We start from the raw sequence: 25701 nt of genomic DNA, 5'->3' as shown, positions 1-25701 counted from the left end.
AAAATATGTATTAATAGATAAATGTGTATTAATACATAAATGTGTAAAGTATGTAGAAATATAAAAGGATTAAACTTTATGAAACCTAAAATAAACTTATATCAATTATTCATCTTAATGGTTTTACTCCCCTATGGTACTGCTATTCTTTTCTATTTAGGAGCTGACACTAAGCAGGATGCATGGATAGCTATGCTGTTATATTCATTAGGTGGTATCATTCTTCAATTAATTTATACAACATTATATTATAAGTATCCTCAAGATACTTTGGTTACTTATCTACCGAAAATATATGGCAAAATATTAGGAAATATATTAAGTGTAATATATTTATCTTATTTTGCTTATATAGGAGCAAGAAATATCAGAGATTTTTTAGAAATTACAAAAATCACTCAGTTAAGTATGACTCCCATGATTTATATTGGAATTCTTTTTATTGTAGTGGTGATTTTCAGCGTAAATAAAGGACTTAAAACTATTGCAGGTACTGCCCAACTTTTCTTTATACTTATAATTTTTGTGCCCTTATTAATATGGGTACTTTTACTATTAATGGGAAATGTCATGGATTCATCTAATCTTAGACCTATTTTACAAGATGGTATTGTGAGTGTCATAAAAAAAGGATGGCCTCTTATAAGCTTTCCTTATGGTGAAACAATATTATTCACTATGATTTATCCTTTTGTTTCAAATGGTAAAAAAATCAGAAAGGTAGCTATACTATCTATTGTTTTTGAGGGTATTATATTATCCTTAAGTACTATGTTATTAATAGTTGTATTAGGGGTTCCACAGGCAACCAAGGCTCTCTGCCCCTTATTTGATGTTGTTCAACGCATAGACTTAAAAGATTTTTTAACGCGATTAGATGTGTTATTTGTACTTTTATTAATGATAGGTGGCTTTTTTAAGGTGACTCTCTTTATGTATGTAGCAGTTATTGGAACAATACAAATAACAAATATTAAAGATTTTAAATTCAAAAAAATAAAGTTAAAAAACATAGAAATTGTATCATGTTTTATTGGGATAATAATGTTATTTTCATCACTAATTATGGCTAAAAACTATTTACATCACCTAGATATTGGACTTGATTTTGTAATTAAGTATATACATTTACCCTTGCAAATTGTTGTGCCTATTTTAACTTTATTTACATGTTTAATCAAGGAATCAATACAGAACAAAAATCAAAACCCAACGTAGTATTAACAAACTGAAAACTTCCTAGAAACAGGAGTTTTTTAGTTTGTTAATAAAGTCAATTTATGTTGTTTATGCTCTATTTAACTTCAGAGTTTTTCGTACAATTAGTAATTTTATTATTGTTACTTTCACAGTTACTCTTTCTTAATAAGAGTACTATCATTATACTTGAAAATAATAACGTTATGAATTCCGCCGCTGGAACAACTAGCCATAATCCATCCTCACCTAATATTCTAGGAATAATTTGAATAAATATTGTAACAAGTCCTATTCCCTTCATCAAAGAAATAACCCCTGATATTTTTCTTTTCTCCATTGATTGAAATATTCCAATTGCAAACATATTTATTCCACTAAATATTATCATAATAAAATATATCCGCATACTTCGTATTGTATATACAATAAATTCTTCATTATTACTTCCAAAAGCTTCTACGATATCCCTTGAAAATACATAACTCAATATATAAAATATAACACCAAAACTCCCGATTATAACAATACCATGTTTTATAAGTGTCTTTATTCTATCAATCTTTCCAGCTCCATAATTTACACTAATTATTGGTTGTGCTGCATGTGTCATCCCATCTAATATAGCAATAAATACAAGAACAACATTAGTAATTATACTGAAAGTAGCTACACCTGATTCACTGATGAGAGAAATAATCACATTATTAAATAGTATTATTACAATTCCATTTGAAAATTCTAGTATAAATATTGCCATACCATTTTTAAATACTCTAATACTGTTTTTAACACTAAATAAATTTATATTGTATTTAAGTGAACTATTTTTAATAAAATAAGTGGACATGATGATTAAACTAACTATACTAGCCATACTGGTTGCCCAAATAGCTCCTGTCATTCCCCACTTAAATACTAAAACAAAGAGTACATCTAATCCTATGTTCAAAACTGCATTTATAGTCATAGATATCATTGCCACCTTCGGAGCATTATCATTTCTTGCAATTACATTCAGTGCTCCAACAGTTATAAATGAAGGGGCAAATAGTATCAACACCCTAAGATACTCTTTCACATAGGGTTCTAACATTTCATTAGACCCAAGTATAGTACATATTGGGTCAGTAAATACTGTTGCTATTATGCTTATGATTACTCCAAAACTTATGGTCAATGTAAGAACAACTGTAAAGAATGTATTTGCCCCTTCATAATCCTTCTTTCCCTTACATATTGATAGAGCTGCACCACCACCAAACCCAATCATTAAACCTAATGAAGCAAAAAGATTGTATACAGGTATAACAATATTCAGAGCCGCTAATCCTTTTTCCCCTACTCCTTGTCCTATTATCATAGTATCAAAGAATACTATGAATGCAAATGACATCATACTTAACACTGCCGGAATAAGATATTTATAATAAACACTTTTAATAGGCTTTTCTAAAACTTCTAAATCCTTACTATTAATTTTAAACACCTCCAAAAAACATTACACATTATACCAAGTAAAATGTCAATGTTTTATTCATTAAGCATCTCCTTAATTTCCTCTCCGATTATTCTTATTCCTTTCTTTATTTCACTATTCTTTAGTTTTGAAAACCCTAATCTTAATCCATTCTCATAATTATATTTATTTGATATTACTCCATCACTATCTTCATTGGAAACACTAAAAACATCCCCACATGTAAAAATAACACCCCTCTTTATACATCTTTTTAATAATGCCCTTACTTTAATTTTTGAGGGAAGTATTACATACATATATAATCCCCCATCTCCCAAAAGATGTTCATACTTAATATTTTCTTCAATCATTTCTTTCATAAGCTCATACTTAAGCTTATACCTTCTTCTAATTCTCTTAATGAATTGAGGAAACTGCTCACTCTCTAAATACTCATATAATATCCCCTGATCTATAAATGAGGTATGAATATTTAATCCCCTTTTTATACTCTCTAAAGCATCGATTAATGATTTATCTCCAAATACCCATCCAATTCTCATTCCTGGAAAAAGAATCTTTGAAAAACTTCCTATATTGATAACATTATTATTACTTCCTCCAATTGCCGTAATGGATTTCACATGATCACCACTATAATTCAACTCTTCTGCAAACCAATCTTCAATAATGGGTATATTATTTTCTGATAATATAGAATATATTTCTTCTCGTTTCTCGTAAGTCATCACAAGCCCAGTTGGATTATGATATGAAGGTATTAAAAATACAGCCTTTATATCATTGTTTTCTATAAGTTCTTTAAGTTCCTTTATATCTATTCCTTCTCTGCTTTTTATATTAATCCCAATGAGATTAACTTCTCTCATCTTTAAAATCTTTATTGCTGTATTATGTGTTGGATTTTCACATAATACCTTATCTCCACTTTCACATATTGCAGACAATACGATATTTAGCCCTTCAGTAAACCCATTAGTTATAAGTATATCTTTTCCTTCTATATTAACTCCTTTATCTACCATATACTTCAACAACCACTCTGTTAAAGGCTTATACCCCTTTGCATATCCATAATTCAGTAAGTTACTTCCTTCAAGAGATAACCTATTATAAAAAGCTCTCTTAAACCCATCAATATCAAATGTATCCCCATCAGGAGCTATTGATTTAAATGATATCATTCCCTTCTTATATTGACTATCCCATTTCATAATATCTAACTCAACAGCTCTTTTAGCATATTTATTCATGTGCTCTTCCCAGTTAATAAGAGAACTATTTGTGAACTCTCTATTCTTATTATACTTGATTTTTAATTCATTAATAAATGTTCCTTTCCCTTTAATAGTAAATATATATTCTTCCACCTCTAGTATCTCATAACTTTTTAAAACAGTACTTCTTCCTATTTTTAATTCTTCACTCAATTCCCTTGTTGATGGAAGTTTACTCCCTGCTGTTAGACTCCCATTCTCTATCATATTTTTTATATAGTCAGATAATTGAATATACTTTTTTTTATTCTCTTTAAATTGAATGAAAAACATTTTTTTCCTCCTAGAATTTTATTATTATTATTTAACACATTACCCTTTCAAAAGTGAAACCTGAATGATCTTATCTAAAAGTTCTTCATATGAACTTCCCATTCCTTTTACACTTATAGGAAATAAGCTCTTTTCAGTTAATCCAGGTAGGGTATTTATTTCTAAAACATATACATCCTCGTTTTTAACGATTATATCTATTCTACCATAAACCTCTAATTTAAACTTTTCCCAACATTTTTTCGAAATATTTTTAATTTTCTCATCTAACTTTCTAGGTAAATTTATAACATGTTCTATTGTTTTATCACTCTTATATTTGTTTACGTAATCAAACCAACCATCAGTAGATTCAATTTTAATAATTGGAAGTACCTCTCCATCTAGAATTGGAACCGTTATTTCAACTCCCTCCACATATTCCTCTATTATCACATGTTCATCTAACTTTAATGCTTTAATTATCCCATCTTTTATATGATTAATCTCATTGATTATGGTAACACCAAGGCTTGATCCACCTGTAGCTGGCTTTATCACAAATGGTACATTAATATTAAATTTTTGTAGTCTATCTAATAATCTCAACAGCTCCTCATTACCTATTATCAGCTCTTCATTTTCTCCAATTCTCTTTGCTATTCCTTCAATTTCTATCCACTTAGGCGTGAGTATCCCTACATCATTCATAATATTTTTACTTAGTTGTTTATTCATACATAAAGCACTACTCAGCACCCCAGATCCAGTATAAGGTATTCCCATTACCTCAAGTGCACCTTGTATTGTTCCATCTTCACCAAATTCACCATGTAATGCTATAAAAGCTAAATCAATATTCTTCACTTTTTCAAAAACCTCATATTTAGTATCTATTATTATCTCTTCTATAAAGTATTTTTCTTTATTAATGTGTTTAATAATCTCCCTACCTGTCATTAAAGAGACTTCTCTTTCACTAGATACTCCACCCATTATTACCCCTACCCTAATCTTCTTTTGATAGGATTTTTTAATATATCCATTTTCTTCTTGAGTAAATGTACCATCTATACTACCATAACTACCTAGCATATTATTTTTCACACTCTCCACCTCATTATAGATTTCTTATATTAGAAATTATTTTATTCAAAAAATTCAAAAGAAAAATAACCTAATTTAATCTTTACCCTCTATTCTCTTATCTTTGCTTTTTAGTTATAGTACTATATTATTCAAATATTACCATAAAATAAATATCCACATACTCACAAATTTTACTTATACGTGGAAGGAGGGCTCACAAGTCTTCACTTGAGAACCCTCCTCTATTAATTATAGTAATTCTATTCCATGCTCTGTACACTTATCAATCATTTCCTGTGGCCACAATGCAGCTTGTACTTCTCCTATATGAGCTTTATTTAAGAAATACATACATATCCTAGACTGCCCTATTCCACCTCCCACAGTCAATGGTAATTCTTCTTCTAAAATCATCTTGTGAAATGAAAAGTCACTTCTATCTAAACAATCTCTTATCTCCAGTTGCTTTAATAAACTCTCTTTATCTACTCTTATACCCATAGAGGATAACTCAAAAGCTCTATCCAATACTGGATTCCAAAATAATATATCACCATTTAAAGTCCAATCATCATAATCAGGTGAACGGCCATCATGTGCCTCTCCTGATTTTAATTCTCCTCCGATCCCAATAATAAATACTGCCCCTTTTTCTTTACATATTGCATCTTCTCTTTCTTTTGAACTTAATCCTTCATACATATCTTCTAATTCTTGACTTGTAATAAATGTGATTTCTTCTGGTAAATCAAGTTTCAACTCAATGTATTCGCTACAAATATATTCTCCTGTTTTCTTAAAAACTTCATAAATATCTCTAACGATTTGTTTTAGTTTTCCTAACGTACGGTCTTCTCTAGAAAGTATTTTTTCCCAATCCCACTGATCCACATATAAAGAATGTAAATTATCTAATTCTTCATCTCTTCTTATAGCGTTCATATCAGTATATAAACCTGAACCACATTCAAATCCATATCTATATAGTGCAAGTCGTTTCCACTTAGCTAAAGAATGGACTATCTCTGCTGATTGACCTTGAATATCTTTTATGTCAAAACTTACAGCTCTCTCAACCCCATTTAAATTATCATTAAGTCCTGTTTCAGGAAATACAAATAATGGTGCTGAAACTCTTGTAAGATTCAATTTTTCAGCTAACATCCTTTCGAAATGATCTTTAATTTTTTTAATAGCAACTTCTGTCTCTCTAAGATTAAGTTTTGATTCGTATCCTTTTGGTAACATTAATTTACTCATAATATTATTCCTCCTCTGTAATTTAAAACGCTTTTTATATTTTAATTTAAAATAATCCTATTTGAAAAATTGTAATAAAAAAACTCCCGTCCTATAAATATATAAGGACGAAAGTATTATTCGATATGCCACCTTAATTAGCAAAATTTTCTTTTCGGTACAGAATTATTTCGATACCTATCTGATATAACGGTCAGCCCCCGTCATCACCTACTCTGATAAATCATTTCAGATTGAAACTCAAAGGTGTTCTTCTTTATAAACTCCATATCGATCTCCCACTATCACCGACTCGCTGTAATTTCTGTTTATAAGTACTCTCCTTATCAACGTTTTATTACTTTAATTCAATAAAATTTATGAATTAATTATATCTAATTAATTTCATATTGTCAACTATTTTTTTAATAAATTAAGTTATTTTGAATTATTTCATTTCTTAACTTTCACATTATCAACAATTCACATTTTTAAGATACTTCAAATATCCCGCTACATTATCAATACTACTGATTTTTTTTCTAATTGCATATATGTCATCGCTACTTAATTCATTTTTTCTGCTTAATACATCTATTTGTAATTGATTTAAAATAGAATTTACTCTAGCAATTATTAACCATTCTGAGCTCTCATCATATCCAATAATACAAAGTTTAATTGGCAGTGTAAAAAAAAGAATCTTTCTATTTATGCATAACATCCCATTCCTGTTCTTAATTTTTTTACTGTACTTTTTTACTTCCTTTTTCTTAATATTTCTAACTTCTAGTAATGACCTTTTTTTTATTTTAAAGTTGATATTTAATCTTCTATCTATCTCCTTTAAATAACACTCATCAGTACTTTCAACAATATTCCATTTTCCATTGATAGAATTTAAATCAATCATTTATTTCCTCCAAAAACTTTCATTTATACCTATACACTAATAAAATGTGCAGGCTTGACTACATAAAAAGTTTATTCATAGTTATTATCTACAATTCTTTATTCTTTAACCGTACACATAAGATTTAATAAATGGTATACGAGTCAAGTTTTCCTTCATTATTATATTCAAACTTTATTTCAAAATTTTTTTCATCTTTTAATAACATATTTAAAAAAACTAAATCGCCTTCCCAAGTGGGCATTTTCAAAACTTTATCCTTATCAATCCATTCCAAATGCCCTTCTGGAGAATCAATCAAGTCACCAGTAAATTCATTTGCAGTATATAAAAATACATACCAATCAATATTATCTTTAAATTGAGGAAAAGTTAGGATTCCTCTTAATTTAGGATTCATAATATTTAAACCACTTTCCTCTTTAACTTCTCTGATAATGCATTCTGCAGGAGATTCTCCTTGTTCAATCTTTCCACCTAATCCAATCCATTTTCCTTCATGAACATCATTTTCCTTTTTATTTCTCTTTAAAAGTAGTATTTTTTCATCTTTCTCAATATAACACAATGTTCCCAGTTTCATATCAATTGAGTTATTCATCTTTATCCCTCTCTATCCATATATTTTATGTATTTACTTTTTATTTCCTCTAATATTATTAATAATATATCATAAAATAATATAAATATCTAATCATGCTAGAGTTTTCATTATTTTTCTTTTTCAACTTTAACCTAAACCAATAAAAATATAAAAAAACATCAATTATAATTTTATAATTGATGCTTTTTTATTCTAGTGAAGCGCGTGAAACGCTCTTTTTTTGTTATTTAGTTAATTAGTATCATTTAGGTACTTTTTTATTCTATCCAATACACCTTCATCACCTACTACTAAAAGAATATCTTTTTCTTTGAATTCCCAATAAGGACCAGGTGAAATATAAACTTTATCTTCTCTTTTAACCCCTAAAATTGTGGCACCTGTATTGTGCCAAAATCTACTTTCACCTATACTTATATTTATTATATGAGATGATTCAGGTATTTCTATTTCTACATGATCGATTAAATTTGAGTTTTTGAATCTATATGAATAATCTATTACTTTTTCATTTAATTCATTAATTTCTTTTTCTATATCTTTTCTTTGTTGTAGTAGATTTTTAATATTACTTCTAATCATTCCAATACTTTCTTTATCTTTAAAACCATTAATAAAGTCTAATGCTTTTTCTTTTGACTTTACAATAACTCCACTTCCTTTATTTACTTTTACAACACCTGTATCATCAAGTAACTTCATTGATTTTCGTATAGTTTCTGGTGAAACATTATATTCACTTGCTAAAATAGATCTACCTCTCAATTTAACACCTTCAGGTAAATCACCTTTGTGTATTCGCACCGCCACATCTACTGCAATTTTTATATATCTGGGCATTTCAATTCGTTGGCCCATGCATTATTCCTCCAAACCAATTAATAATAAAATTTTATTTTATTATACCATGTTTAGTGATATATTCATCAAAAATATAGTTAATAATAACTTTTTTGTATATTTAAATAAGGTATTTACTAGGAATAAAAAGGCACGTTTTACGTGCTTCCCTAGTGAAACCTATGCTCACCTTCCGCACAACCTTCATTATGCATATTTTGTAAAAAAAATAATTTTGTAGAAATATTTTTACAATTATTATTAAATATGTTATAATTGAAAAGAGACAACTTTTAATATTAAAAAAATTGTTTCTATGTAATGATAAATTGGGTTGTAGTTATTTAATTATAATCGCTTAGACTGATAAAAGTAATTCAAACTAATAATACTTAGCAGCGCATTACTAAAGGGGTTGAATATGATGTTGACAATTGTTAAACAAATAACTACTGATAAAAATTTTATATTAATAGGAACAGGTTTTGCAGCATACAAAACTTCAAAGCCAGCAACTTATATGGTAAATAGAGTTCCTAAAGCTGACGAGGGAGTAATTCCTATGGTTGCAGTTTGTGATGAAAATGGCGAGATAAGTTGGATGAAAACAGACGAAATAAAAATAGTTGACATAAATGGGGAGTTACCTTTAAACATTTTAAAGGATAAATAGATTATTCCGTATTGATATATTACATTTAGACACATTCAAAAAACAAATTAGTAATATCAATACTTGGATAGGAGGTTCAAAAGATGAATTCTATTGATTTTAAATTGCAACAACAAATTGAAATTTCAATTAATAAACCTAGATCATTTAGTAAAAGTTTCAAAGGAAAAATCATATACATTTCAAAACATTTTATAACACTACAGAACGAAGATCACATTAGAGAGAGTTTTAAATATATAGATTTTTCAATAGGGGATATACAATTAAAGCATTAATTTGATGTATCGCTAATATAAAGGGAAAAGCCGTGAAAAATTTTTCACGGCTTTTCCCTTTATATTTATTTGGCTAAACACCAAGATATGCTCAAAAATATTTTTTCTTCGTGTTCATTTAATAAAGATTTAATTTTATCATTATATTGTTTTCTCTAAAGTATAGTTTCTTCATGTAATCTTCTTATTTTTCTTAATTCAGCCATTATTAAAATACTTGTTATTAGTGTTGATAGCAAATCTGATAATGGATATGTTATCCACACAGCCAATAATCTATCTTCCATTACCATTGGCAAGATTAATAATAAAGGTATAAATATTATTACTTGTCTTAACATTGTTATTACAAATGATGGTAATGCCTTTCCAATGGATTGATATAATGATCCCCCGACGATTTGAATACCAACTATTGGTATTACGCAAATTAATATTCTAAGTACCATAGCCGCATCTCCTACAAGAGCTTTATTACTGAAAAAAGCTCCTACAATTGGCTCTGCGAATATTTCACCAATTACAACACCAACAGTAGCTATAATTATAGTTACAATTGTTGTAATTTTAACCACTTCAAGTACCCTATCATATTTCTTTGCTCCATAGTTAAATCCAGCAATTGGTTGCATCCCTTGAATAACCCCAAATATAGGCATAAATAAAAACATAGTTATTCTATTAACTGCACCATATATACTTAATGCATCTGAACCACCAAATTCCTTTAACATGTTATTTACTAATATTGCTATTCCACTAGCTAAGAAATTCCTCATAAATGATGAGAATCCAACAGTACAAATTTCAGTGATTATACTAAAATCAACTTTAAAGTGTTTTTTTCTTAGTTTTACTGAACTATTACCTTTAAAGTAATATCTAAAAATATATAATAATGAAGCAAATTGAGATATTATTGTTGCAAATGCTGCTCCCTTAATTCCCATGTTTAAGACTCCAATAAAAATTGGATCTAGTATTAAATTAAGACCTGTTCCTATTATCATAATCATCATTGAGTCCATTGCATTACCTTCAGCTCTTATAAGGTTATTGCAGGCCACTACGAATGGATAATACAATGTTCCTATTAAAATTATAAAAGTGTACTCTTTTGCATAACCAATTATATCACCTGTAGCACCAAAAGCATTCATTAGTTGATCCAAAAATATTAAACCAACCCCACTAATTACAATACTGACTACTAAAATAGATATTATTGCATTTCCTACAACATGATCTGCCTTCTCTATTTCTTTTGCTCCTAGACTCCTAGACAGAGAAGAAGCCGCTCCTATTCCAATCATAAGGGCAAAAGCCATTATAATCATCTGTATTGGCATAGCTACAGTTAACGCTCCTAAGGCTTCTTGTGAAACATACCTTCCAACAAAGAAAGCATCCACAACATTATATAAAGCATTAACAATCATTCCTACAGTAGCTGGTAAAGAAAGTTTTAATAAAACCTTGCTTATTTTCCCATTTCCTAGCATTTCAGCTCTACTATTCATGTAAATCTACTCCTCTTATTTAGCTTTTTTATCAATGTCCGTTTATTCTATATTTACTCATAAAATAAATATATTTCGATTCACTAATAGTTTTATTTGCAACTATATTGTAACAAAAAATAGATTTATTAGCAATAAAATTGAATTCCTGATTTTTTACATTGTAATTATATCATGATATAACTCAAATTTGTTATACAAGAACAATACATAATTAATCATGTACGCCAAAATGGATGTCTCTCATATGCGTGAAAAGCTATATTTTTCACTCTATAAATACACTTTCATTTGAAAATTTCTTCAACCAAAAAAATTATCCGTAGTTTCAATAATTTATAGTTTCCTATAGAATAAAAAGAGGAAAATCAAATTAATATGATTTTCCCTTCTTAATCTTTGCTTAATGATTATGATTTTATATAAAATTTATACACTGCCTTTATATATCTTTTAATTTTGTTATAATTTCCCCTATATTTGTACCAATATTAGCTTCCACTGCTGCAACAATACTGCCTTCAACAATTGGTGCTTCAGCAATAATCACATTTGTATTTTGTTCTATTTCTACCGCAACCATCTCCACTGCCATCTCAGCATTCATCAATGCGCTTCCTAAATCATATATGATAATTACTCCATCACCTGTATCTGCTTCTTTTATAGCATTTAAAATTTTAATAGGGCTTGTTCCTATTTCGCCATCAGATGTACCTCCAGCTGATACGATAGAAACTTCATTAGAAGCGATTTGACTACATAGTTCTACCACACCTTCAGCAATTTTATAACTATGTGATACTATTACTAATCCAACCATAAAATCAGTTCCTCTCATTATTTCTTCTTTTATTATAACTTTTTAAGTGTTTCATAAACTGCATTTATCATTAAATAACTTGATGTTGCTCCTGGATCTTGATGCCCTATACTTCTATCTCCTAAATAGCTTGCTCTTCCTTTTGTTGCCTTTATTGTTTTCGTGAACTCCACACCTTCAAATGCTTGTTCAGTAGCAGTCCTAAATGCTTGTACTACATCTTTACCACTACCAAAGGATTCTTTCAGAGAATCGTATGCAGGTATAATTGAATCCAGCATAGTCTTTTCCCCTCTTTCCCCCTTTCCACGCATCTTTATTCCACCAATCATTTCTTCAAACATTTTTAAAATATCTTCATTATCTAAATTCATTTTCCCATTGACTACTATTGAAGCCTTCAAAAATGCAGTTCCATATAATGGACCCGATGCTCCTCCTACAGTAGATATGAGCGTCATGGCAAGCGTCTTGAGTATTGAACCACAATCTTTCTCTACTAACGTTAATACTTTTTCATCAAAAGCTTTAAACCCTTTGCTCATATTCAACCCATGATCGCCATCTCCAATAGCCGCATCAAGATCAGTTAAAAACTGTTTGTTTTCTTGAATTACTTTTGAAATATTCCTTAAAATTTCTATCAATTTTTTATTACTTTTCATGGAATCACCTCGTTGGTTTCTGATTTTATCCAATACTAAAGCATGTCCATAGCTTTAAAGATAATAATCTTATGAGTTTTATACTCTTGTCCTATCCCTTAGAACTGTTTAAATGCCAAAGTATTCGCTTTATCTCCTAAAAGTTCTTTAAGTTCATCATCAAGCTTCAGAATTGATATTGAAAATCCCGCCATTTCTAGTGAAGTCATGTAATTTCCAACATATGTCTTGACTATATTTATATCCTTATTACCTAATATACTATTAACCTCATCATTAATAATGTATAATTCCATAAGTGGAGTTCCACCGAGTCCATTAATCAATACTGCAACCTCTTCATCTTTTGAAACGGAATAATCATTTAATATTTTTTCCATAAGATGCTTAACTATATCTTTTGCTGGCATAATTTTATCTTTATGAGTTCCTGGCTCACCATGAATACCTAATCCAACCTCTATCTCATTTTCCCCTAATTCGAACCCAGGCTTACCTGCTGCTGGTACAGTACAAGGTGTTAAAGACATTCCCATAGATCTAACATTTGAAATAACTTTCTCAGCAATACGCTTTACTTCCTTTAATTCCATTCCTCTTTCTGCAGCAGCTCCTGCAATCTTGTGCAAGAATATAGTCCCAGCTATTCCCCTTCTACCTGTAGTATATGTGCTATTCTCAACTGCCACATCATCATTCATAACAACACTCTCTACTTTGATATTCTCCATATCAGCTAACTCAGCAGCCATTTGAAAATTCATTACATCACCAGTGTAGTTTTTAATTATTAATAATACCCCTTTCCCACAGTCAACATTCTTAATTGCCTCAAAAACTTGATCTGGTGTTGGTGAAGTAAATACATCTCCAGCTATAGCTCCATCCAACATACCGTATCCAACAAATCCTCCATGTGAAGGTTCATGTCCACTTCCGCCACCACTAACTAATGCTACTTTCCTATTATTTTTTTCTTTTCTAATAAGTACATTAAAACCTTCTACTCTCTCAATGAAATCAGGATGTGCTTTTACCATACCTTCTAACATTTCATTTACAACATTTTCAGGATTATTAATAATCTTTTTCATAATTATTACCTCCAATTATAGTTTTTTATATTACAAATTTTAATTTCATTAAATGAAAAAAATTCTAACTTAATTAAAAGCTTACTTAATTATATTAAGTAAACTTTATTATATAACCTTAATTTACTTTTTTATTTTACCTTGATACGAATCTCTACAACTATGTCTCTTCTTTCTGTTTTTCTTAATAATCCCATTAGTCTACATCAGTATATATAAATGTTTATAACCAATTTTATGCAAAATAATAAAAGAGCTTATATATAGCTCTTTTATTATAAATATCATATTAAAATTTTTCAAATTATTATAATATAATACAGATTAATCCACCATTACCCTCGTTGATAATTTTTTCTAATGTTTTTTGGATCTTAAATTGAACATCTTCTGGCATCTTGAATAACTTCTTCTGAAGCCCTTCTTTAACCAAAACTTCTAATGACTTACCAAACATATTGCTCTTCCAAATTGTATCAGGTTCATCATCAATCTTTTCGAGCATAGATTTTAACATATCTTCGCTTTCTTTTTCACTTCCGATTAGAGGAGCTATTTCTGTTTGAATATCAGCCTTAATCATATGCAAAGATGGTGCACTAGCCTTCAACTTAACCCCAAATCTATTTCCTTGTCTATATTGTTCTGGATTTTCCAACTTCATTTCACATAATTGAGGTGGTACCATACCATATCCTGTTTCCTCTGCACTCTTCAATGCTTCTGCAACCTTATCAAATTTCACTTTAGCTTTATGGAAGTCTTTTAATAATGTGAACAAATCATAATCACATTTAATCTCATGCCCTGTCATATCTCCTAAAAGACTATAGAACAATCCTTTCTTAGGCTTAATATCAACAACTGCTGTACCTTCACCCATATTAATTTCATCAATCACAAATGCTTCCATAACATCACTTTCCATGGAATTAGCATTTTCCAGATTGCTTCTAACATCTCTAACTTTTAAAATATCTCCAGCCATTCCCTTTACAATATTTACAAATTTCATCTTCATCCAATTGTCAGGTTCAAGCATATCAATCCATTCAGGAATATTTATGCTTATTTCTTTAATAGGGAATTCTTTTAATATTTTTTCAAATATGTCTTTTATCTGAGCTTCACCCATATTCATTACGTCCATTGCTTCAACAGGTATGTTATACGTAGCTTCCATTTCTTTTCTTAAATCTTGAGTTTCAGGTGAATCAGGCTCTCTACTGTTCAAGATAATAATAAATGGTTTATTGATTGCCTTAAGTTCATTAACAACTCTCTCTTCAGCCTCAAGATACTCATCTCTATGAATACCAGTTACACTACCATCAGTAGTCATAAGTACTCCTATTGTTGAATGTTCATTAATTACCTTTTTAGTTCCTATTTCTGCCGCTTCCTCAAATGGTATCTCATAATCATACCATGGAGTATGAACCATCTTAGGTTTGTTTCCTTCGAGATAGCCAAGTGCATTTTTAACAATATAACCTACACAGTCAACCATTCTCACTTTCAATTTAATCTCGTTAGCTATCGAAATATCAATAGCCTCATTTGGCACGAACTTTGGTTCAGTAGTATGAATCATTTTCCCAGATGCGCTTTGTGGCAACTCGTCTTTCGCTCTTTCAGCCTTATGAACATTTTGTATGTTTGGTATTACCATAAGATCCATGAATCTCTTAATAAATGTTGATTTACCTGTTCTAACAGGTCCTACAACACCAACATAAATATCACCTTGGGTTCTTTCAGCTATATCCTTATATATATCAAAGTTCTCCAAGATATACCCTCCTTTTTATACATATTAACATTATATATATATTGAGGTTGTTCATCTTTTATACCAACAAATTAAAAAAAGCACGCGCTGCGTGCTTTTTATTAAAATTCGCTTTTCTTTTCTCTTGTCATAAGTTCTGTAGTAGCTTCTTCAGGTTTCAATTTCCCCTCAAGTACTCTATATAAACAATTAGTTATTGGCATACTCACATTCATCTTCTCACTAAGTTCATGAAATGCTCTACATGCCTTTATTCCTTCAACAACCATACCTATTTCATTACATGCTTCTTGTTCTGAGTATCCTTTTGCAAGGAGTATACCAGCTCTTCTATTTCTACTATGCATACTAGTACAAGTAACTATCAAATCACCCATTCCAGTCAATCCATAGAATGTTTCCTGTTTCCCTCCAAGCTTCTCTCCTACACGAACAATCTCACTCATTCCTCTAGTCATCAATGCAGCCTTTGCATTATCTCCATATCCCATACCATCTAACACACCTGCTGAGAAAGCTATTATATTTTTTACAGCTCCTCCAACCTCAACACCGATAATATCATCATTAGTGTATATTCTCAAATTTGGTGTCATAAATATATCTTGCACCATAAGAGCTGTTTCCCTATTTTTTGAAGTTACCACTAATGTTGTTGGCATTTTCAATGCAACCTCTTCCGCATGACTAGGTCCAGATAGAATTACGGAAATACTCTGTGGTACTTCCTCATCTATTATTTCAGACATTCTCTTTAGAGAGCCTTGTTCAATCCCTTTTGCCACACTGGTGATTATAGTACCATTAGCAATATAATTACTTATATTCTTACATACACTCCTGACAGCATGTGATGGTACTGCAATTACAACCATTTCAGCATCTTTTAGCGCTTCTTCTATTTTCAAAGTTGCTTTTACCTTTTCAGGTAACTTACATTCTTTTAGATATAAGGAATTTTTACTACTTTTATTGATTTCTTCTACAACTTCTTCTTTTCTATCCCAAATAGTAATTTCATATCCCTTATCTCCTAATACCATTGAAAGTGCCGTACCGAAGCTGCCTCCACCTATAAAAGCAATTTTTTTCATTAACTATCTTTCCTTTCCCTAAAAATCAGCTTAATTCCAGTTCCTTCAAAACCAAAAGCATTTCTTAATTGATTCTCAAGATATCTTCTGTATGAGAAATGTAAAAGTTGAGGATTATTAACGAAAAATACAAACGTAGGTGGCTTTGTTGCTACTTGAGTAGCATAATAAATCTTTAATCTATTATTTGAAACAATTGGTGGTTCATTCATTAGAACCGCCTGAGAAACTACCTCATTAATCACACCAGTTGATATTCTCTTATTATAACTTTCATAACATTCCTTAACTACCTTCATTACTTTGTTAGCTCTTTGCCCAGTCAAAGCTGAAATAAATAAAAACTTAACATATGGAGCAAATTTAAGATCTTGTTGAATATCTTTCTTAAATTTTTCAAAAGTATTATTGTCTTTCTCTATAAGATCCCATTTATTTACGATAACCATAAGTGCTTTACTTTGTTCATGAGCAAAACCTATAATTTTTTCATCTTGGTCGGTTACTCCTTCTGTTGCATCAATCATTAAAACACATACATCAGCTTTTTCTATTGCTGCAAAACTTCTGATTACACTATATCTTTCAATTACTTCTTTAATTTTTGATTTTCTTCTTATACCAGCAGTGTCAATTAATATAAACTGACCTTCTTCTGTTTCTAAATATGAGTCAACAGCATCTCTTGTAGTACCAGGGATACTACTTACTATATTTCTTTCTTCCCCAATAAGTCTGTTTATTAGTGAAGATTTTCCTACATTTGGTTTACCCATAAATGCAACTCTTACCACATTTTCATCTTCATCTTCTTCTGCTACATCATCAAAATGAGCAACAACCTCATCAAGCATATCTCCAAGTCCAAGCGCTTGTGTCGCTGATATAGGTATTGGAGTACCTAATCCTAAATTATAGAATTCATAAAGATTTGCTTCTTCTGATCTTTTTTCAAGCTTGTTAACCACAAGAACAACTGGTTTACCCGATTTTCTAAGCATCAACGCTACTTCGTTATCAGCATCAGTCATTCCTAATTTACCATCAACAACAAACATTATAACGTCACAAGTTTCGATAGCAATAAGTGCTTGCCTTCTCATTTGTGCTAAAATAATATCATCCGCCTTTGGTTCTATACCACCAGTATCAATTAAAGTAAATTCATGCTGTAACCATTCTGCTTTAGCATAAATTCTATCTCTAGTTACTCCTGGTTTATCATCAACAATAGCAATTCTCTTACCTGCTAATTTATTAAATAAAGTAGATTTCCCAACATTCGGTCTACCTACAACTGCCACAAATTTTCTACCCATATTATCGCTCCTTCATTGCCTTATTCAAAAGGTGAATTAAGTCTTCACCAGTATAATCAACTATTATAATTTTTTTCCCAAGTTCTTCTTCAATTCTATCTACAGTGTAATCATCAAGAAGTAATTTATCTACACCTTCACCAAGCTCATACCCGCGTTTTATAACATTATCAGGTAAAATGATAAAATCGCCAAGATCTTTTTCTTTTAGCTGTTTAACTATATCTTGCCCGGTTAGCAGTCCTGTAACCGTTATTGTTTCACCAAAGAACTCATTTACAATTTTTTCAACTCTAATTTCAATATTTTTATTCCTGCTCATCATAAGATCAGTAGCTTTTTTAATTTCTTTATAAGAAGAAACCCCTGTTGCAAAAGTAAACACTCCACTTTGATCTTTTGTAAGTTCTTCAACACTATTTTCTATGTTATTTCTAAACATTCTTAACATACCTATCCCATCTTCCAACTGATCAAATCCGTTATAAAAATCGGTTTCTGGCACTTCATAGTTAGCCATAACATAAAACTCATCGGCAAGCCTCACAAAAGGACTTCCGATTTCCTCATTAAACTTATCTTGTAACTTTTTTATATTTTCTAACTGTGCACTTGCACTTACCCTATTAAATATCTCAACTTTCGTCAAGTGTTCTCTATATTTTGTTATACCAATAGGTACCACAGCTAAATCTTCTACCATAGGATAAAGCTTATAAAGATCCTTAACAGTTCTCTCTAATTCTTTTCCATCATTAACACCAGGACACAAAACAATTTGACAAGCCATTTTTATACCTGCTTCAGCCATCCTTTGCATTCTTTCGTACAATTTTCCAGCATTTTTATTGCTAAGCATCTTAACTCTTAATTCTGGATTGGTAGTGTGAACTGAAATATTTATAGGACTAATTTTATACTTTATAATCCTATCTATTTCTTCATCATTCATATTTGTAAGTGTTATGAAATTCCCCTGTAAAAATGATAATCTTGAGTCATCATCCTTAAAATACAGTGTTTCTCTCATTCCCTCTGGAAGCTGGTCTATAAAACAAAATAAACATTTATTACTACAGCTCCTTGCTTTATCAAGAATTCCTTGTTCAAACTCTATTCCAAGCTCTTCGCCATAATCTTTTTCAATTTCAATTTCCCATATTTCTTCATCTTTTTTTTCAATTTCTAATTCTAAATATTCATCAGCAATATGAAATCTATAATCTATAATATCTTTTATTTTATTTCCATTTATAGAAAGTAGTTTATCTCCACATTCAATACCTACTTCTTCAGCTATACTATTAATTTTAACTTTTTCAATGATGTTAATCATATTTCCTCCCATTATCACCTTGTTAGTATTTTTGTAAAAACTTATATACCAAATAACACAAACATAGTGAATGATAAAAGATAATACCTATCCTTTGTAATAATACAACAAAGCACATATTTAGTCAATGAAATATGTACCAGCGTCACTATATTATACGATTTGCATCAATTTTTTCACCATTACTTTCTACTATATGATGTAACTAATTTATTCCTATATCTAATAATATAGATATTATTTCATCTTTATATGGAGTTAGATACTTTTATGATTCATTTAATACCTTCATTATATATTACCTATAATTACTCCTATACATATACTAATATCTGGTTCTAAAAATATGTACAAATGTACTCAAATTAGATAATTCGCACTTATTCTATCTTAGTGATAGTTTAAAGCCTGGGTTGAGCCAGTGCATTTATTCATATGAATAAATCTCCCACAACCGTATTTTAAAGTTTTATAATTATAGATGTATTCAACCCTCATTTCTGATAAAATACATGCTTCATATTTCTATGAGGTACATATATTTGTGATTAAATATTCTTTGTAATTTCTATCTTATATAGCTCTATTCTCTAAAATCTTTTTAACCTTTTTATAGTTTGTATATAAACTAATTTCTTTATCATCTTTTCTATCTAAAATATTAATACTAGCATTTAAATCCGCATGAATTTCTCCACATTTAGGACAAGTAAACACATCACCTTTTCTTATTCCAAAACTACTACATTTATTACAAACCTTACTTGTATAAGCAGGATTGATATAAATATATTTTATATTATTATAATCACATTTATATTCTAGTCTTTCTCTTATGTATCCCTTTATCCATCTTGAAATCTTTCGCCTGACAGATTTAGGATATCTTCCATTCCAATTAACAAAGTCCAGTTGTTCCATAACTATTTCTTTTGGCTTTTCTGTGTCTATCAATTTGTTTAATGACTGGTTTATATAAGATTTAACTGCTTCATTATGCTTTAATTTATTATAATTATATTTTACTTTTCCTAAGTTATTTTGTAATATACTATTAGCCTTTTTAACATTCCCTTGTTCTATATGTTGATTATACAACGCATAGAACCTATTTCTTTTAGTATTAATTTCATTCAACCTTTCAGTTTCTTTGCTTAAATAATCATTTAGATTTTCACCATAAACCCTACCACTTGATACTGCAAATAAATACTTATATCCCTTATCTATTCCTATTATATTATTATAATCTTTGTGATATTTAGTTTTAATTTTCAAAGGAATATGAATTTCTATTTTATTTTCGGTTACTTTGATTATTAAAGTTCTATCATATTTATTACTATCGGTTAATCTAATAGGTAATCGCTTACCTTTTTTAGTACAGGTTATATTTATACCATCATCTATATATGAATATAAACCTGTGTCTACTGAAAAAGTAGTTAACTTATAAGAATAAGGTATCTTACCTTTATATTTTCTAGTATATCTTCTAATAAGGTTATTTAAGTATTTAAAATTCAAATCAACATCCTTGAATTTACTTGGAACATCATAGTATTTATGTGTAAGTATTCTGTGATATAATTCATTTGATTTAAGAATATAGTTTATATAATGTCTATCTTTTTTAGTTAAATTATCATTTACTTTGCATTGTTCTTTAATTCTTCTTTTGATATTACTCCATTCAGACTTTATATTAGTCATAGCTTCACTTAATGCTAATTTCCAATAACGAGCAGGTAATTTCCACTGCTGAGCAAATTTTGATTTTGTCCATTCATCTCTTATTTGTCTTGGGTTTGACAATAGTGGAATACCATTAATACCGCTATATCTTGAATATACGTAATTCTTAACATTCTTGAATTGATTTCCTATGAACCTTACCTCTTTTAAAGTTTCTTCATCTAATTCAAACGAGTGTTGTTTTACAGTTTTAACTATAGTATCCACTATTAAATACCTCACTTTTGAGTATTTTTATCATAATCTATAGTATTCCCATTTCACAACACTTTCCTCCCATAATTATAATAAAAATATAAATATTCAGAGATAATATTTATATTGTCTGTAAGTCAAAACAATATTTGAGCAAGATAACTCTTTCTATAGAAATCAATAAAGAATTATTAATTAAAGTTGAAAAAGAACAACGTTCAGTTAGTTATTTCGTTTATCTTTGATTATGAAGGCTTTAAAATATAATTAGTTTTTATGTACTTGTTCATTACGCCTGTTTTTATAAAACTTTAAAATACGGTTGTTTACAAATTATCTAATTTTACATTTTTTAGAGTGTTCACATGAAATCGCTAATTCTGATGCATTTCTCTTAGGAAGTATTCATATATACTTTTAACATTATCAAGTGAATTTGAATATTTTTTATCTCCATACGTTTATTAATATCTACTTTATTATTTTTTATAAACTCAAACATAACAAAAAGATAAGCATTAATTCTACTTATCTTCCTGATGACTTCTATATACTTATCATAGATTTCCTATTGATTTAAATCTACATGTTCTCCTGTTACTGAATATAAAGTCCATTCACAAATATTTGTAATATGATCCGCTATTCTTTCTAAATGCCTACATACAAATAGAAATTGACTTGATTGAGATATCATTGAAGGTTTCTCCATCATCTTCACCAATAACTCAGAGAATATTTGATCATTTAAACTATCTATCTCATCATCAACTTTACATGTTTTTTGTGCCATATGGACATCTTTTTTTAAATATGCCTCTAAAGCATCATGTAGCATACCATCTATTATATTAGCCATTCTTGGTATATCAATAAGTTTCTTAATATACTCTTGGTCCTTTAATCTAATTGTAATTTTTGCTATGTCAACACTAAGATCTGCAATTCTTTCTAAATCTGTTACAACCTTAGTGATTGTAAAGATATCTCTTAAATCACTTGCCATTGGTTGTTGACGTGCTACTAGTATAATAGCTTTTTCTTCAATACTTTTCTCAAAGTTATCTGCAATATCATCATCTTGTATTAATTTTTCAGCAAGTTCAATATCTTTATTCTTCAATGCTTCGATTGACTGCTTTACCATTGTTGCAACAAAACTTCCCATCTCATCAATATCCTTGTGAAGCTCTTTAATACTATTCTGGAATAAATTTCTTACCATTAATAATCACCCCTTTTAATTATATAAAAGAAGTTGAGAATGGTGAGTTGAGAGTTGAGAACGTAGGATATTTCTCTTCGAGAAATTTGAATTTTATTGTTCTTTAACCAATGATGTTTTACTCGTTTCATGTTTGATGAAACCTTGTATTCGAAATACAATATTTTATCTTTAGATAAAATGAGTTAAAGCCACCTTGTTCTAAAAAACAATAAATGTTGTTTTGCGGAGCAAAACCTCCATCATTCTCCACTCTCCACTCTCAACTTTTGAGTTATGGTTTTATCTACACTCTCAACTATGTTTTTCGACGCTTCTTAACCAAATCTTCCTGTAATATAATCCTCTGTTCTCTTATCCAGTGGGTTAGTGAATATGTCATCAGTATTATTAAATTCAACAACTTCCCCAGTTAAGAAAAAGGCAGTATAATCTGATATTCTTGCCGCTTGCTGCATGTTATGTGTAACAATAACTACAGTATACTTTTTCTTTAGTTCTTGTATAAGCTCTTCAACTTTAGTTGTTGAAATTGGGTCTAATGCTGATGTAGGCTCATCCATAAGGATTATCTCTGGCTCAATTGCTAAAGTTCTAGCTATGCATAATCTCTGTTGCTGCCCTCCTGAAAGACCCATAGCACTTTTGTCGAGTCTATCTTTAACCTCTTCCCATAAAGCAGCCCCTTTAAGGCTTTTTTCAACTATCTCATCCAATCTTTTCTTATCTTTTATTCCATGTAACTTAGGACCATATGTTATATTATTATAAATTGATGTTGGAAATGGATTAGGTTTTTGGAACACCATACCAATCCTCTTTCTCAATTCATTCACATCGTAACTATTTAAATAAATATTATTATCTTCAAACATAACCTCGCCTTTAACAGTTACATTATCAATAAGATCATTCATTCTATTTAAGCATCTTAAGAATGTAGATTTACCACATCCTGATGGTCCAATAAGAGCAGTTACAGCCTTTTCTTTAATATTCATATTTATATTTTTAATTGCACGATTTTTTCCATAATGCAAGTTTAAGTCATTTACTTTTAAAATATCCATCATTTCATCACCTTCAAATTCTAATTATAATCTTTCTCATTCAATAACAAATTTATAATTATCTATGCTTCATCATTCTACGCCCTAAAAGTCTTGCAGACATATTAAATATAAATACCATTACAACTAATAAAGCGGCTGCTCCTGAAGCTATACTTGCAGCATCTGGCACAGTACCTTCTGAATTCAACTTAAAAATGTGCACTGCTAAAGTTTCAGCTGGTCTCATTACATTTAATAGTCCTTTGTTATTTGAACTCATACCTGAAGTATATAGTAATGCTGCTGCTTCTCCAAAGATCCTTCCTGCAGTAATTATAATACCTGTTAATATTCCTGGAAAAGCTGTTGGAATAATCATCTTCCATATTGTTTGCCACTTTGTGCCACCTAATGCCATTGATGATTCTTTAACATCCAAGGCTGCCTCAGTTATTGCATTCTCACTTACCCTTGCTAAAGCTGGCAAATTTAACAGTGTCAATGCGAGTGCACCACCTAAAAGAGTGAATCCCCATCCTGATAAATTTACAAATATTAAAAATCCAAATAATCCTACAACAATAGATGGCAATGATGCTATTGTCTCAATACTCAATCTTAATATTCTTACAAAAGGACCTTCTTTAGAATACTGTGATAGATAAACTCCTGCTCCTATTCCTATTGGAACCGATATTGCTAATGTTATTATCAACATATAAAAAGAATTAAATAATTGTGGTCCAACACCTCCACCTTCTTCTCCGTATTTGGGTTTGCCAAATATAAAGTCAAAATCAAGAAAGTGTTTACCATTATTTAAAATATATAAAACTAATGCCACTAGTAATAATACAACTGCACATGATATCAAATACAATATTGAAGTCCATATTTTATCTTTAAGTTTTCTATCCATTATGCCTCACCTCTTTTACTAATAGCCTTTATAATCAATATAAATATACAAGAAACTATCAATAACACAAATCCTAAAGCCCATAGCGCATCATTCCATATAGTTCCATAGAAAGTATTTGCCATATCCATAGTTATTGCTCCAGTCAATGTCGCCATTGGCTTTAGTATATTGAAAGGAAGTCTAACAGTATTACCAATTACCATTGTTACTGCAAGTGCCTCTCCAAAAGCTCTTGCAAGTCCTAATATAACCCCAGTAAGTATTCCGTTTTTACTTGCTGGAATCGCTACTTTACTTATGGTTTCCCATCTTGTTGCACCTAAAGCAAATGATGCATTGGTATAAGAACTTGGTACTCCTTTTAAAGCATCATAAGCTAATGAACTTATTGTAGGTAAGATCATTATTGAAAGAACCATTACACCTGCCAACAAACTAAACCCAATACCACCAAAAACATTCTTTATAAGTGGTACAATTACGGTTATCCCAATCCACCCATAAACTACAGATGGAATTCCAACAAATAGTTCCAAGGCCGGTTGCATTATTGTTTTACCTATTTTAGGAGAAATATATCTCATAAACACAGCAACCCCTATACTTATTGGAGTACTAATCAATACTGCTCCGAAAGATACAAATGTGGAACCTAAAATGAATGAAAGTGCTCCTAATTGCGGCAAATCTCCTTCTGGATCCCAGTTACTACTAAAAAGAAGGTCATAAACTGAATATCCATGTTTAGTAAATACGTTTATTCCCTTTATTCCTATGAATAAAATTATACTCACTGTTAGTGCTATAATGAGAGCACCACAAGAATATGCTATTACTTTTCCAATTCCTTCTTTCATAAATTTCTTTATATTAATCTCCATAACTTTATCGCCTCTTATCTAAATTATCTATCATGCTATGACCTTGTATTATTTCACATAAATAATATGAATGAATAATTCCCTAAATTTTTTCACTCCATTAAACTCAATAATTACATCTGCCATATTTAATATTAAAAATACAAGGGAATCATAAAACTAACGATTCCCTATTTACAATAA

The 25701-nt window shown here is 29.8% G+C and carries 23 protein-coding genes and 1 other annotated feature; of the genes, 3 read left to right on the top strand and 20 right to left on the bottom strand.

Annotation, left to right across the window (positions count from 1 at the left end; translation table 11 throughout):
- The first annotated feature begins 78 nt into the window (after positions 1 to 78).
- Complete coding sequence (locus tag KDK92_RS14370) at positions 79 to 1218, top strand: GerAB/ArcD/ProY family transporter (protein WP_250860025.1); 1140 nt, start codon at positions 79 to 81, stop codon at positions 1216 to 1218.
- Between the two features lie 76 nt (positions 1219 to 1294).
- Here the strand turns inward: KDK92_RS14370 and KDK92_RS14365 are convergent, their stop codons facing one another.
- The 7 genes from KDK92_RS14365 to KDK92_RS14335 form a co-directional block, all read right to left on the bottom strand.
- Positions 1295 to 2686, bottom strand: coding sequence for an MATE family efflux transporter (locus KDK92_RS14365; protein ID WP_250860542.1), 1392 nt, complete (start codon positions 2684 to 2686; stop codon positions 1295 to 1297).
- Between the two features lie 44 nt (positions 2687 to 2730).
- Positions 2731 to 4230, bottom strand: coding sequence for an aminotransferase-like domain-containing protein (locus tag KDK92_RS14360; protein ID WP_250860024.1), 1500 nt, complete (start codon positions 4228 to 4230; stop codon positions 2731 to 2733).
- 39 nt (positions 4231 to 4269) lie between these two features.
- Entirely contained in the window at positions 4270 to 5223 is a 954-nt protein-coding gene (locus KDK92_RS14355; RefSeq protein ID WP_338115275.1) for a D-alanine--D-alanine ligase, read from the bottom strand.
- A gap of 324 nt (positions 5224 to 5547) precedes the next feature.
- Positions 5548 to 6558, bottom strand: a complete 1011-nt coding sequence (asnA, locus tag KDK92_RS14350; protein ID WP_250860022.1) for an aspartate--ammonia ligase — start codon at positions 6556 to 6558, stop codon at positions 5548 to 5550.
- Positions 6559 to 6658: 100 nt separating this feature from the next.
- Positions 6659 to 6897 (bottom strand) — a binding site (T-box leader).
- 115 nt (positions 6898 to 7012) lie between these two features.
- Positions 7013 to 7450 carry a hypothetical protein gene (locus KDK92_RS14345; RefSeq protein WP_250860021.1) on the bottom strand — a complete coding sequence of 146 codons (438 nt, stop codon included), beginning with the start codon at positions 7448 to 7450 and terminating at the stop codon, positions 7013 to 7015.
- Positions 7451 to 7574: 124 nt separating this feature from the next.
- Positions 7575 to 8051 (bottom strand): NUDIX hydrolase, encoded by a 477-nt coding sequence (locus tag KDK92_RS14340; RefSeq protein ID WP_250860020.1) that lies wholly within the window; start codon positions 8049 to 8051, stop codon positions 7575 to 7577.
- A gap of 234 nt (positions 8052 to 8285) precedes the next feature.
- Positions 8286 to 8912 carry a GntR family transcriptional regulator gene (locus KDK92_RS14335; RefSeq protein WP_250860019.1) on the bottom strand — a complete coding sequence of 209 codons (627 nt, stop codon included), beginning with the start codon at positions 8910 to 8912 and terminating at the stop codon, positions 8286 to 8288.
- A gap of 403 nt (positions 8913 to 9315) precedes the next feature.
- Here KDK92_RS14335 and KDK92_RS14330 point away from each other — a divergent pair, with 403 nt between their 5' ends.
- Together KDK92_RS14330 and KDK92_RS14325 are read left to right on the top strand one after the other, a co-directional pair.
- Positions 9316 to 9567, top strand: coding sequence for a hypothetical protein (locus KDK92_RS14330; protein ID WP_250860018.1), 252 nt, complete (start codon positions 9316 to 9318; stop codon positions 9565 to 9567).
- An 83-nt stretch (positions 9568 to 9650) separates the two neighbouring features.
- Entirely contained in the window at positions 9651 to 9845 is a 195-nt protein-coding gene (locus tag KDK92_RS14325) for a hypothetical protein (protein ID WP_250860017.1), read from the top strand.
- Between the two features lie 155 nt (positions 9846 to 10000).
- Here the strand turns inward: KDK92_RS14325 and KDK92_RS14320 are convergent, their stop codons facing one another.
- The 13 genes from KDK92_RS14320 to pstC form a co-directional block, all read right to left on the bottom strand.
- Positions 10001 to 11365: an MATE family efflux transporter gene (locus KDK92_RS14320; RefSeq protein WP_250860016.1), complete on the bottom strand. Its 1365-nt coding sequence runs from the start codon at positions 11363 to 11365 to the stop codon at positions 10001 to 10003.
- 442 nt (positions 11366 to 11807) lie between these two features.
- The gene (gene dhaM / locus KDK92_RS14315) at positions 11808 to 12188 is read right to left on the bottom strand and encodes a dihydroxyacetone kinase phosphoryl donor subunit DhaM (protein ID WP_250860015.1); all 381 of its coding nucleotides are present in this window, start codon (positions 12186 to 12188) and stop codon (positions 11808 to 11810) included.
- A 32-nt stretch (positions 12189 to 12220) separates the two neighbouring features.
- Positions 12221 to 12853: a dihydroxyacetone kinase subunit DhaL gene (gene dhaL, locus KDK92_RS14310; protein ID WP_250860014.1), complete on the bottom strand. Its 633-nt coding sequence runs from the start codon at positions 12851 to 12853 to the stop codon at positions 12221 to 12223.
- Positions 12854 to 12951: 98 nt separating this feature from the next.
- Positions 12952 to 13947, bottom strand: a complete 996-nt coding sequence (dhaK, locus tag KDK92_RS14305; protein ID WP_250860013.1) for a dihydroxyacetone kinase subunit DhaK — start codon at positions 13945 to 13947, stop codon at positions 12952 to 12954.
- Positions 13948 to 14254: 307 nt separating this feature from the next.
- Positions 14255 to 15739, bottom strand: coding sequence for a stage IV sporulation protein A (spoIVA, locus tag KDK92_RS14300; RefSeq protein ID WP_250860012.1), 1485 nt, complete (start codon positions 15737 to 15739; stop codon positions 14255 to 14257).
- A gap of 101 nt (positions 15740 to 15840) precedes the next feature.
- Positions 15841 to 16833 carry an NAD(P)H-dependent glycerol-3-phosphate dehydrogenase gene (locus KDK92_RS14295; RefSeq protein WP_250860011.1) on the bottom strand — a complete coding sequence of 331 codons (993 nt, stop codon included), beginning with the start codon at positions 16831 to 16833 and terminating at the stop codon, positions 15841 to 15843.
- On the bottom strand, positions 16833 to 18152 hold the full coding sequence (gene der / locus KDK92_RS14290) for a ribosome biogenesis GTPase Der (protein WP_250860010.1): 1320 nt from the start codon (positions 18150 to 18152) through the stop codon (positions 16833 to 16835). The genes KDK92_RS14295 and der overlap by 1 nt, the downstream gene beginning before the upstream one ends.
- A gap of 1 nt (position 18153) precedes the next feature.
- Entirely contained in the window at positions 18154 to 19488 is a 1335-nt protein-coding gene (locus KDK92_RS14285) for a DUF512 domain-containing protein (RefSeq protein ID WP_250860009.1), read from the bottom strand.
- Between the two features lie 573 nt (positions 19489 to 20061).
- Positions 20062 to 21450 (bottom strand): RNA-guided endonuclease TnpB family protein, encoded by a 1389-nt coding sequence (locus KDK92_RS14280; RefSeq protein ID WP_250860008.1) that lies wholly within the window; start codon positions 21448 to 21450, stop codon positions 20062 to 20064.
- Positions 21451 to 22006: 556 nt separating this feature from the next.
- Complete coding sequence (gene phoU, locus KDK92_RS14275; protein ID WP_250860007.1) at positions 22007 to 22663, bottom strand: phosphate signaling complex protein PhoU; 657 nt, start codon at positions 22661 to 22663, stop codon at positions 22007 to 22009.
- Between the two features lie 317 nt (positions 22664 to 22980).
- On the bottom strand, positions 22981 to 23733 hold the full coding sequence (gene pstB / locus KDK92_RS14270; protein WP_250860541.1) for a phosphate ABC transporter ATP-binding protein PstB: 753 nt from the start codon (positions 23731 to 23733) through the stop codon (positions 22981 to 22983).
- A gap of 58 nt (positions 23734 to 23791) precedes the next feature.
- Positions 23792 to 24634: a phosphate ABC transporter permease PstA gene (pstA, locus tag KDK92_RS14265; protein ID WP_250860006.1), complete on the bottom strand. Its 843-nt coding sequence runs from the start codon at positions 24632 to 24634 to the stop codon at positions 23792 to 23794.
- A complete protein-coding gene (gene pstC / locus KDK92_RS14260; protein WP_250860005.1) occupies positions 24634 to 25518 on the bottom strand; it encodes a phosphate ABC transporter permease subunit PstC in 885 nt (294 codons plus the stop codon). Before pstC ends, pstA begins: the two co-directional genes overlap by 1 nt.
- Positions 25519 to 25701: the final 183 nt, after the last annotated feature.

Source organism: Oceanirhabdus seepicola (assembly GCF_023684385.1).
Classification (GTDB): domain Bacteria; phylum Bacillota; class Clostridia; order Clostridiales; family Clostridiaceae; genus Oceanirhabdus; species Oceanirhabdus seepicola.
Note: the sequence above shows the minus strand (reverse complement) of the source record. Positions and strands in the feature narration are given on the sequence as shown.